The 12165-nt window shown below is 34.2% G+C and carries 7 protein-coding genes; 1 reads left to right on the top strand and 6 read right to left on the bottom strand.

What is annotated here, in order from left to right:
* Positions 1–50: 50 nt before the first annotated feature.
* The 6 genes from fcl to B0A58_RS01960 all read right to left on the bottom strand — a co-directional run bounded on the left by fcl (position 51) and on the right by B0A58_RS01960 (position 8862).
* The gene (gene fcl, locus B0A58_RS01935) at positions 51–986 is read right to left on the bottom strand and encodes a GDP-L-fucose synthase (protein ID WP_089079655.1); all 936 of its coding nucleotides are present in this window, start codon (positions 984–986) and stop codon (positions 51–53) included.
* A complete protein-coding gene (gene gmd, locus B0A58_RS01940) occupies positions 976–2046 on the bottom strand; it encodes a GDP-mannose 4,6-dehydratase (protein WP_014085427.1) in 1071 nt (356 codons plus the stop codon). The genes fcl and gmd overlap by 11 nt, the downstream gene beginning before the upstream one ends.
* Positions 2047–2443: 397 nt before the next feature.
* Positions 2444–3757, bottom strand: a complete 1314-nt coding sequence (locus B0A58_RS01945; protein WP_089079656.1) for a TlpA family protein disulfide reductase — start codon at positions 3755–3757, stop codon at positions 2444–2446.
* A gap of 138 nt (positions 3758–3895) precedes the next feature.
* The gene (locus tag B0A58_RS01950; protein WP_165766277.1) at positions 3896–6430 is read right to left on the bottom strand and encodes a fibrobacter succinogenes major paralogous domain-containing protein; all 2535 of its coding nucleotides are present in this window, start codon (positions 6428–6430) and stop codon (positions 3896–3898) included.
* Between the two features lie 22 nt (positions 6431–6452).
* Positions 6453–8018, bottom strand: a complete 1566-nt coding sequence (locus tag B0A58_RS01955; RefSeq protein WP_089079658.1) for a hypothetical protein — start codon at positions 8016–8018, stop codon at positions 6453–6455.
* A gap of 229 nt (positions 8019–8247) precedes the next feature.
* A complete protein-coding gene (locus B0A58_RS01960) occupies positions 8248–8862 on the bottom strand; it encodes a hypothetical protein (protein ID WP_089079659.1) in 615 nt (204 codons plus the stop codon).
* Positions 8863–9716: 854 nt separating this feature from the next.
* On the opposite strand from B0A58_RS01960, the gene B0A58_RS01965 reads away from it, so the two are divergent.
* The gene (locus B0A58_RS01965) at positions 9717–12122 is read left to right on the top strand and encodes a TonB-dependent receptor (RefSeq protein WP_089079660.1); all 2406 of its coding nucleotides are present in this window, start codon (positions 9717–9719) and stop codon (positions 12120–12122) included.
* Positions 12123–12165: the final 43 nt, after the last annotated feature.

Below are 12165 nucleotides of genomic sequence, written 5' to 3' on the forward strand. Positions count from 1 at the left end.
TCTAAAAAATAACTACGCATCTTTGGACTATTTTATATGTATATTTGGTATTAAAAAGGTTTGTTTTGCAATATCCAATTATAAGTAATATTAATTCCTTCCTCTAACGAAGTTTGGGCTTTCCAACCTAATTGATTGATTTTAGAAACATCTAAAAGCTTTCTTGGGGTTCCATCGGGCTTGGTTGTATCAAAAATAATGTTGCCCGTATAGCCTACAATTGTACTTATTATTTGTGCTAGTTCAAAAATGGTTACATCTGTTCCGGTTCCAACATTTATAGTATCTTCGCTTTCATAGTGCTCCATCAAAAAGCAACAAGCCTCGGCCAAATCAGATACAAAAAGAAATTCTCTCATAGGTTTTCCTGTTCCCCACAAGCTAACTTCAGGAACATGATTTTGTTTGGCTTCGATAAATTTTCGCAACAAAGCAGGCAAAACATGCGAATTTTGAAGGTCGAAATTATCATTTATACCATATAAATTAGTAGGCATTGCCGATATAAAATGGCAACCATATTGTTTTCTATAAAACTTACACATTTCAATTCCTGCAATTTTTGCAATCGCATACGCTTCGTTTGTGGGTTCGAGGCTTCCTGTAAGCAAATATGTTTCTTTGATGGGTTGAGGAGCTAGTTTTGGATAAATACATGAACTGCCCAAAAAGAGTAATTTTTTTACTTGATTTAAATAAGCAGCATGTATGACATTATTTTGAATCATCAAATTATCATATAAAAAGGCAGCTGGATAAGTATTATTTGCTAGAATACCACCCACTTTTGCTGCCGCCAAAAATACATACTCTGGCTTTTCAGATTCAAAAAAATCTAATACTTGTTGTTGATTTCTTAAATCTAATACTTTGGAATTTTTCTCAATAATATTAACAAATCCTTTTGCTTTTAGGTTTCTAACAATTGCAGATCCTACCATTCCGTTTGATCCTGCAACAAATATTTTGGCAGTTTTAGTAAACATTGTTTTTATATTGGGTTACATATTCTAGGTCGTGTTGCATCATAATTTGAACTAATTTTTCAAAAGATGTTTTGCGTGGATTCCAGCCCAATTGTGTTTTGGCTTTATTTGGATTGCCCAAAAGGGTTGCTACTTCTGCTGGTCTGTAATATTTTGGATCAACCTCAATTAGTGTTTTTTGTGTTTTGGAATCAATTCCTTTTTCGTTTGCTCCTTCGCCTTGCCATGTTAAGGTGATGCCAATTTCGTTGAATGCTAATTCGCAAAATTCTTTTACACTATGTTGTTCTCCAGTAGCAATTACGTAGTCTTCTGGACAATCTTGCTGGAGCATAAGCCACATACACTCTACATAATCTTTGGCATAGCCCCAATCTCTTAAAGAATTTATATTACCAAGATACAATTTTTCTTGCAATCCAGCAGCAATTCTGGCTGCAGCTAGTGTAATTTTTCGTGTAACAAATGTTTCCCCTCTTCTTTCGGATTCATGGTTGAATAAAATACCATTTACTGCAAAAATTTGATAGGATTCTCTATAATTTTTTGTAATCCAATACGCATACATTTTCGCTACTCCGTAAGGAGAACGAGGGTAAAATGGAGTTGTTTCTGTTTGAGGTATTTCTTGCACTTTACCATATAATTCTGATGTTGATGCCTGATATATTTTGGTAGTAGATTCTAATCCACAAATTCTGATTGCCTCTAATAATCGAAGTGTACCAATAGCGTCTGTTTGTGCCGTATATTCTGGCAATTCAAACGAAACTTTCACATGCGATTGTGCTGCTAAATTGTATATTTCATCCGGTTTTAAAGCTTGTATTAGTCGAATCAAATTCGTAGCATCGGTCATGTCTCCATAATGAAGTTTTATTTTTTGTTGTGCATGCAAATCTTTGATAAGATTATCAATATATAAATGTTCTATTCGCTCCGTGTTAAAGGTAGAGCTTCGACGGATAATTCCATGAACTTCATACCCTTTTTCCAATAAAAATTCGGCCAAATAAGATCCGTCCTGTCCATTAATGCCCGTTATCAATGCTTTTTTCATGCTGTCATTTTAAAAAACACAAAGCTACTATTTTAAATGATTGGTTGTTGTATTTTTATTTCACTTTGCTAAAAAAATTAAAAAAGGGATTTGTAAGTTTTATCGTTATTGTAATGCTGCTTTTTAAAAACCTTTACAAAAACATCAAATATTATAATTCTTGAATCTGCCAAACGAATGAAACCTCTATTTTATAAACATGTATTTGGTATTATTTCACATTGTTCATGAAAATAACGGTAAGATTTTTATTTATTTTTGATTTAAAAAACCATTAAATAAGATTGAGGAGATAAGTCATCATTTTAGTCCTTTTTACATCAATTTTGATTTCAAACATTAAATAACGTTGTTGTTTCTTGATAAAAAGCCCCATTGATTATAAAAAAGCCAAATGCTATTTTTGAAAATAAGTTTCCAATTCGTACGGATTTGCTATTTTTGATATAATTTTAAGGTTTTTATCCATCAAAATATAGGTTGGTGTGGCGTTTAAGTAATAGTCTTTTGCGGCTTGGCTATCCCAACCTTTTCCGTCACAAAAGGTAATAAAAGGAGCTCCTTTATAATAGGCTTCAAAAGCTTTGACATCAGTATCAATCGATATATATATAAATTCAATATCTATTTGTTTTTGCAATCTGCCATAAATACCTATCAATGAAGGATAATTTGATTGACAATTAGGGCACCAACTCGCCCCAAATATTACAAATTTGTAGGTGTTTGATAGGTTTAATAAATTTTTATTTTCAGATAAAATGATGTTTGGAGCAGTATTTCCAATAGCTAATTTTTGATATTGTTCAAAGATACTTTGGGTTTTGACGTCTAAATTACAATTTGTTTCATTTAACATAGCTAATGCTATTTGCGAAGCAGGTGCTATGTATCCTTTTTTTTCTAACCAATTAAAACAAAATGTAGCTATTTCTTGTTTGCGTAGTGGGTCTGTTTTTAAGTCATCCAACCAAACTTGGTTAGCTATTATTAATTGAACACTAAGTGATGTGCTAGGAAATACTTTTTCTAACATTTGATAATAATTAACAAGCCATTCTTTAATTAGTCCAGAATGCCATATTTTATTGTCGTTAAAATGGGTCTGTTTATAGCACGCAGCCAATTCAGAGTTAATATATTCGGTTTCCGTTTTAATATTTTCAATAGCTGCAATACATTTTCTAAATTTTATATAACTACTTACATAAAGTTGTGGGTTTATTTTCTTATAAAAATCGGTTATTTTTGTATTCTGAAATGCAAGTTCGTCCTTTAACCATTTTTTTTGTGCTTCCGTATCTTTATATAACGGTAATAAATAGGAAAGTGCGGGTATTTTTTTTTGAATATCTTGATTTAGAGCAATCGCTTTTTCAAAAAATTCATTTTCTGTTGAATTTTTAAATTCAAGTGTTTTAAAATCGGTAAGGTCATCCCAGTTTATTTCAATATCTTCACCAGCTAATAAAACGATGATATTGGAAGCTCCTTTTGATTTTAAAATGCTCGAACCAATATAGTCTTTCGGATATTTCAAAATAAAATTTCCATCCAAATCGGTATTGGTTTTAGCTAGTTCATATTCTTTTAATCCGTCAAATCCCCAAAGGCTTATGTCATTAGATAGTACTTTTGAAAAACGACCTTTGATACTTTGAGCTTTTAGATGAGCCGTACACAATAATAAAAAACAGATAAAAATTCTCATCTTTAATTTTGTTTTAGAATAGACGCCAAATTTACATAAAACTTTCTGTTTTTGAGCACAAATAGCCTATATAAAATAAGGCTCCATTAAAAAAAATTAATAGAGCCTTATTATAAAAAAAATGATATTAATATAGCACTACCATTGCTTTGTTGCAGTACTTAGTGTTTGAGCATAAAGCGTAAACGGAGTTGGATATGCAGAGGCAAATGAATTAGCATTAGAATTTGAAGAATAACTTGTACCTGTTCCAATAGGATAAGTTTGTACTTGTCCTAATTGTGCTATATATATTGCAAAAAAGGAGTCTGATCCAGCTGCAGTTGTAGCAGTTGGTCTTTTGAATACAAAATAATAATTGGTACTTGCATTTGCAGAACCTGTAGAAGGGGTTGTCCCTCCATAATTAGTATATCCAGAAATATGTGTTGTACTTGTTTTTAATTGCATTCCCGCCATAGAGGTTACTGAAGTACCCCATGTTCTCACCTGAAATGCCATGATGTAGTTACTAGCAGGTATTTTAGTATTACTATTACTATTTGTTGACAATGTAGTACCGCCCGCAAAACTTTGTGGATTTGCTGAGTTTGTAGCTATAGTAGCATCTGATAATCCACTTTTTCCAGCTCCTAAAATCAAAGCAATTTTATCATATTCAGTTTTGGTTATGGCTACCGCATTATTAATAGCAGCAGCATCATAATTGGTACAACTTGCACAACCAGCTTGTGCTAAAGCTCCTCTAATGGCATCAAAAATGGGAATGGTACAACCGCCTGCAAAAGCATCTACAGTGATATCGAAAACCGAGTTGCTTGTACCTGTGAATGTTCCCGTAAAACTATAAGTCATATTGCCTGATGTAGCATAAGTACCTGAATTTCTAGTAAATGTGATTCCATTTGCAGTAATAGTTTCGGCTGGGTAGTTTTGTCCTGTATTACCCGCAGTGTATGGAATTGCAATGGTTCCTGTGTAGGAGTTGCCATTTGTTAGTACCCAGTCGTTTGTAGAAACAATAGTGCTTCCACAACTGAAAGTAGCCGCTGGATCTACAGTACGTGTAAACGTACAAGACTGCCCACCAATGGTTAATGGAAAACTGGCTGTTCCAGGGCCACTTGGTGTTCCAGTGATACTAAATACTAAGTTTCCTGAGGTACCAATTAGTCCAGGTACAAGTGTTGCAGTAAGCCCTGTTACTCCAGTTGAATTGACCGTTACTTGATTGAATTTTCCGCTATTTCCACCAGAATATGGTACAGAGGTAGTTAAATTGCTAAGAGCCAATCCCATTTTTAGAGTTCCTGTGTGTGTAGCTCCAGCACAATTTAATGTAGTAAGCGTAGCTGCTGGAGTGTTGTCTTTTATACATCTAATGGGATATCCATCTCCTTTAAGTCCGCTACTAGTTTGTGTACCCGCATTATAAATTCTCATTCGCATAGCTCTAAATACTTCTGCTGCGTTGGTATTACTCCAATAAAAAGTTTCTTGTCCTTCAAAATCTACTTGACCTGTTGATGAAGCCCGAAATCCTGGTATGGTAATTTTTAAGGTAGCAGCGGCAGCGGTTGTGTGGTTATTAATGTTTGCCGCTGTGATATAGTTAGACCACTCCGTTAACGAAGGTACTCTAAATCCATAAGGGCATGGATTATTAGTACTAGTTTCGCTTTCCCAGAGTGTAGTTGAAGAGTTCACCCTCCAGTCGTCTTTTTTAATAAAAAGTGCATCTGTTGGTGCATCATTTTGTGTTAAAGTTTCCCCATTTACTTGTGCTGCTACGGTAGCAGTAGTATAAGTTATTAAATCATGTCCATCGCTTGGTCTTCCCCATTGGAACATATTTCCATAAGCATTTGTATCTGTTTTAGAAGTAGCTTGTCCATTTGGATTAAAACTTGCACTATTTACATTGGTATAATTGGCTCCCAAATTGTTATTCAACCAAATATTACCATCTTCAGCTTCTATTGGCAAATACAAAAATTGGTGTCTGTTTTCGGTTCCTGCACCTCCATTGTCGGCCAAACCAAATTTCTTATCTGGAATACCTGAAATTGCACGAATACTAAAATAGGAGTTACTACCAAAACTGTTGTATGGATAACTAAATGTACCTAATAAAACACCTAATACATCGTCTCCAATACCTCCATTTATATCCAATTTCTTGACGTTAAGTGTACCGCCCACAGCTTTTATGGTTGCAGTAATGCTTGTAGTACTAGCAGTATATGATTGTGATGCCCAAGACAAATTTAAATCTCTACTTATACCATCTTCTGTTAAACTAGCATCAATTGTAATATTTGTACTATAAGCAGGTAATGTACCAGATCCAGTAGCTGAAATAGGTATTTTATAAGTAAATCCAGAAGTTGTAATAACTCCTTGAACATCAACTGCAACAGCTTCGTTGGTACCATCTGCTGCAACCGCAGTTGTTACAGCCGCAGAGGTAGGGCTTGTATATGGCAAATAATCTTGATCAAATGCCGATGCAATAAAATAGGAATAGTCTTGACCAAGAGTAAGAGTAGCAGGAATATTAATAACCGCTTTCTTTTTAAAAACGGGTATTGGGGTTCCTACTACTTGTCCTATTACTACAACCGTTTGAAGGAGTAGCAATAAAACTGTAAATATCGATTTGAGATTTTTCATCTGTTTATGATTAATTTTATGATTACAATCCAGACACCCAAGATACATATACATCTGTTCCTACTACTAAAAAGTTGTATAACGTGTGTTTTCCAGATGTTGTTGCACCGTTGTCAGATGGCAAGTGAACCGTCAATGTAGTGCCCGCAATATTTGTTGCTGAAAATGTTGATGTACCAGATGTAGTTCCTTTAACTGCTAAAGTATATGAACCACCATCTTTTAAATTTTGTAAGGTAAAAGCTCCCGCACTTGCTGTAGTTCCAGCTAGGTTACTTAATGCAAAATTGATTGTAGTTCCTGTTGCAGCAATTGATGATGTATTGGTTGCAGCACCATTCACTTCTAATTTTGTTTTAGGATCAGTAGTTCCTATACCTGTATTACCTGTTACCAAATCAGAATAAATAATCGTAGAATCATCTGAGTAGTTTCTTAAAGCAAATGCACCCGACCCTGCCGCTAATTTTGCCCACGAACCAGTAGCATTACCAATGGCAATATGACCAAAATTAGTTAAAGTTTGGCTACTTGTAAATCGTGCTACCTCTTTTACAGCAGATTGCACATCCAATTTTGCATTAGGTGTTGCAGTAGTAGCATTGGTTTGAAGCAATCCAATCCCTACATTCCCACTAGGTGCAATTCTCATTACTTCCGCCAATCCAGAAGTTCCACTTGTCGATGCTTTGAAAAGAATTCCTAAATTGTTTGTAGCACCTGAAGGAATTAATCCAACATAATCATTATTTCCGCCATTAACTGCATAAAAATTTTCAATAACTGTACCATATTGTGTTTCTAATAATACTCCATATTTTCCTCTAATGGTACCATTCACGTCCAACATTTGAGCTGGAGTTGTAGTGCCAATACCAACTCTTCCAGACACTGCTTTCACAGTTAGTCTTGCCACTTGAGTATTGTCATTAGAGGCAGTACCTGATGTCAATTGCAAATCCATTAGTCCTGTATTGGCAGATCCTGAAGGCAATACACTTCGAATACCTGTAAACCAATCTTTTGAATGCCCTAATTTAATTTGAGCTGCCACAACATCTGATGCAGGCGGAACCGTAACATTTGAAAATAAACCAAAATCCGCTGCATTGGCACTTGTTATAACAGTTAATGCTTCACTAGGATCTACTGTTCCAATACCAACTTTTCCTGCCGAAGGATTCAATGCTAAAGGCAATCCAGTTGCTCCAGTTTTATTTTGAGACTGTATATAGGCTCCATAAGGCGAATTGCCTAAAACTCCAAAATCCAATGCGTGGTTTGAACTGCCATCTACTCTTAGTATAGCATTAGTAGCATCCACATTTTGTGCTGATGGCTGATTATTTGTGCCTCTTACAACTAGTTTATTCAATGGAGATGTTGTTCCAACACCTACATTTCCTGTAGATAAAACAACAAGATCATTGGCTTGTTGTGCAGTTGTAGGAGTTCCAGAGCTTGCATTATCTTTGCCTCCATCGACATTAAAAATGCCTTGCGGATTGGTTGTTCCAACTCCTACTTGTGCATAAGTGCCTGCTGCTGTAAGCAGTAATAGTGATAATAGTAATTTTGGTTTTTTCATTTTAAAAAAAATTTAGCGATTATAAATTATGGTTTTTTGATAAATAATTATCGTTGTTTATAAGGTGTCTATAAAATACACCTCGAATTAATTAATTTTATTATATGATATTTAATTTCGTATATTCACAACAAACTACCTACTTATTATATTTCAATAGTAGTTATAGTAGCTCCTTTTTAGTTATAAAAATATATGAATGTAGCGTCCTTTGTTAAAGTAAGTTCATTTAGACTAAAGGAGGCATCAAATGTGGAAGAAGTGTATTATTTTTAAAAATAATGTTTTTAAATGAAATGGTAGTCTTTTGTGTAATGACTACAAAATGATTTGGTTCAAATAACAATAACTTTTGTATTTGCCAATCCAAAACATTTTGACATGAGATGTCAAAGGGTTTACTAGATTTGAATTTAGCATTTTTAAAGTAAAGTGGTTTTTTTTCTGTGTACTTTGCTTTTTCGTAGGCTATGGCACTTTTTAGAATAGGATTGCCACAACGTTCTAAAGATTTTATTTGAATAGCTTTAGTATAAACAATTTCGTTTACAAAAGTTATTTGCCCCTCTATTTCAAGCTTGTTTTTATTTTCAACCTCCAAATGGGCAATTGTAGCATTGTTACTCTTTATGGTTTGTTTGGTTTGAGTTTCTAGCTTTAGTATGCCTTCACCTTCAATAGAAGCATCATGCAAATTAATATGAAGTTCTTTTACCGTTAATACACTTCCTTTTTGAATATAAACCATTCCATTAATATACATAGTCGTACTATCTGCTACAGCTTGACTAAATGCAAGCGGAGCAAATAATAATAGTAGGTATAAATGCAATTTGAATTTCATTATAAAGTAAAATATTTGTGCATGCAAATATAAAAATTAAATTAAATTAAAAACCCTAAATTTGAATTTTTAAAACACTAACTTGCAATAGTATATTGAATTACATTTATTTAATTTTTTTTAATGACTCTTTTTTTAACTCTCTTTCAAATAGCATATATTTTTGTTATTAGACCAAAGTTTTAAAATGTCGGATGAATGGTTTGCCATTGTGGATTAATGCCGTTTTTTATTTTTTATTCAAATAGGTGTAATTAGACGTTTTTCAATATCATAAAGCACAATTATTTTAAGTATTCATTAGTTTGATTTTGTGATTTTATTGGTCTTTTTGAATCATTATAAAAAAAGTTTTTCAAAAATACATCTCTCTCAAATGATTCCATTTCTTTTTTTAGTATTTTGATTGTTGTCTCTATGTCGATGAATGTTATTTACATCAAAAACAGGTTTTAAGTTCCACTATTTTACTGATGATTATGTCCGTTTGGACGCAGTTACTGTTCTATAAAATAAGGTTAAAATGATTTTAAATTTTTTTGCATCGCAATCAAATGGTTATATTGCTTTATCAAATTATACATTTCAATTGCACTTCGGTTCATTTATTTTTTTTGATGCAATCTGTTTGTACATAGCTTTTATTCATCAACCGTTTCCAACAAAAAAACCTTTTTTAAGATTGAACTACTGTTTTTAAATATATTAACAAACTGTTTTTCAGATAGTTGGTTAAATTTATTAATGTTATTAAAATTTAATCTATATAAAATTTGCACAATCAAAATGTTGGTTTTATATTTGTAACGTTATTTTTAATTATTCTAAATAAACGTATTTGGTAAATATATATCATGAAAAAGACAATCAACTTCCTAATCATCGCATTAATCTCTTGTTTTATAAGCTATGCCCAAGAAACGGGATCTATTGAAGGCAAAATTATTTCAAAGGACGGCTACCCGCTTTCGGATATTTCTATTAAGCTAGGCAAAAAAACATCGGTGTCCAAAACAGATGAAAATGGGTTATTCTTTTTTAAAAATTTCCCGGTTGGTTTGCACACTATAACCATTGAAGCAGAAGGTTTGAAAAAACAAACTCAAGATATTAAAGTAATTGCCAACGAAACTACCAAAGTTACTTTTACTCTGGAGGAACAAATGGAAACACTAAGAGAAATTGTAATCGTAATTAAAGAGAGTCCCAACAAACGAAAAGTAAGTGCCGTTCGGTCTGGATTGAAACCTATGGACATCCCGCAAAGTATGCAAACTATTGATAATGAAATCATTACACAACAACAAGCCATTCGATTAAGCGAAGTTATTAAAAATGCCAATGGTGTGTATGTAGGTTCGGCTCGTGGTGGTGCTCAAGAATCGTTTTGGTCTCGTGGCTATGATATGTCGGCCAATAATATGTTTAAAAACGGATTTCGTTACAACTCTGGATCTATTCCAGAGGTTTCTTCTTTAGATAAAGTAGAATTTCTCAAAGGCGGTTCGGCTTTATTGTATGGCAATGTGGCTCCTGGTGGCATTTTGAATCTAGTAACCAAAACTCCATCTTTCAAAAAAGGAGGCGAAATTGCCATGCAAGCAGGTAGTTTTGCGTTTTACAAACCATCTATCGATTTTTATGGTCCATTGAACAAATCAATTGCATATCGATTGAACGCTTCTTACGAAAATGCTGAAAGTTTTAGAGAGGTCGTAAAGAGAGAGCGTTATTACATCAACCCATCTTTTTTATTGAATATAAGTTCAAAAACACAGCTTACCCTTCAAGGTGATTTTATGAATGATGATTGGACGCCCGATTTTGGTACGATACTTATTGGCAAACAAATTTTTGATGTGCCTAGAGGTAATTATTATGGTGCTTTGTGGTCCAACGGAAATACAAAAACCGCTAGTGCCTCTGCCCTATTGAACCATTCGTTTTCCAAAAATTGGAAGCTTAATTTCAATTCGTCTTACCAAAATTATGACCGTGAATGGAAAGGCACCGAACGTATTCAAATTACCAATCCAAACGGTACTTGGAGCCGCCCTTTGGGTCAATACAAAAACCTAGAAGAAATTTTGGGCAATCAAGTTAGCTTGCAAGGTTGTTTTAAAACAGGTAAAATTAAACACCAAACTTTTTCGGGCATGGATTATGAAAATTCAGTAGCTACCGCACATACTTTTGTGTTTTCGCCTGCCAATTATGATACGATAAACGTCTTTACATTTGACCCAAACAATCAAACCATTACCGAGCCAAACGCTGTCAATACTCAAAAAGTAATCACAACAACCAATCGTTTCGGAATCTATGCTCAGGATTTGATTTCGTTTACCCAAAAATTCAAAATGCTGGCTGGAATCCGTTGGTCGTGGCAAGAAGCCCAAGCTGCAACGCACAACTTCCTTGCAAATCCTGTAACCATTTCTAAAAGAATCAAATTAAAAGACAAAGCCTTTTCGCCCAAAATTGGTTTCATTTACCAACCTGATAAAAACGCTGCTATTTTTGCAAGTTATTCCAATTCATTTACCCCAAATACCGGAACTACAGCCGACTTAAAACCGATCGAAGCTTCGATAATTGACCAATATGAAGTGGGTGTAAAAAAAGATTTTTGGAACGGCATTTTGAGCACCAACATTACCGTTTACCAAATCACCAACAGCAATTTGGCACAAACAGCCGAGTTCAAAGCCGATGGCGTTACTCCAAATACCGACACCAATATCAAGGTTTTGAATGGCGAAACCACAAGCAAAGGCATCGAAATTGACATCACCGCAAAACCTATAGAAGGTTTAAATATCACCGCAGGATACAGCTACAACGACAGCCGTTTCAGCAAAACCAACATTGTAAATGGCGGATTTATAGAAGGCGACAGATTGACTCGAACGCCAGCAAATACAGCCAATTTGAGCTTTTTTTACAACATTCCGTCGGGCAAGTTCAAAGGCATTTCTATGGGTGCCATTGCCAACTACATTGGCAACCGTCTTGGTGGTTGGAACGATCAATATGTTGTCAATCCAACCACTGGAGCCGTAACCATCAACGACAGAGATATTCCGTTGCAAGGCTACACAACTATCGATATATCAGCAGGTTACACCTGCAAAAAATGGAGTGTTTTGTGCAAACTTTCCAACATTACCAACGAATTAAACTATACCGTTCACGAAAATTACAGCGTCAATCCTATTGCACCTCGCCAAATTATGACGAGTTTAAAATATAAATTTTAGAAGCAGACAATTTCGTTTCAACAGAAAATCTGTCCCGCTTTCG

Source organism: Flavobacterium branchiophilum NBRC 15030 = ATCC 35035 (genome assembly GCF_002217205.1).
GTDB lineage: Bacteria > Bacteroidota > Bacteroidia > Flavobacteriales > Flavobacteriaceae > Flavobacterium > Flavobacterium branchiophilum.

Excerpts from the sequence above, each read along its gene's own strand:
- fcl (WP_089079655.1), bottom strand. The coding sequence starts at position 986 with ATGTTTACTAAAACTGCCAAAATATTTGTTGCAGGATCAAACGGAATG.
- B0A58_RS01965 (WP_089079660.1), top strand. The coding sequence starts at position 9,717 with ATGAAAAAGACAATCAACTTCCTAATCATCGCATTAATCTCTTGTTTT.
- B0A58_RS01960 (WP_089079659.1), bottom strand. The coding sequence starts at position 8,862 with ATGAAATTCAAATTGCATTTATACCTACTATTATTATTTGCTCCGCTT.
- B0A58_RS01955 (WP_089079658.1), bottom strand. The coding sequence starts at position 8,018 with ATGAAAAAACCAAAATTACTATTATCACTATTACTGCTTACAGCAGCA.
- B0A58_RS01945 (WP_089079656.1), bottom strand. The coding sequence starts at position 3,757 with ATGAGAATTTTTATCTGTTTTTTATTATTGTGTACGGCTCATCTAAAA.
- gmd (WP_014085427.1), bottom strand. The coding sequence starts at position 2,046 with ATGAAAAAAGCATTGATAACGGGCATTAATGGACAGGACGGATCTTAT.
- B0A58_RS01950 (WP_165766277.1), bottom strand. The coding sequence starts at position 6,430 with ATGAAAAATCTCAAATCGATATTTACAGTTTTATTGCTACTCCTTCAA.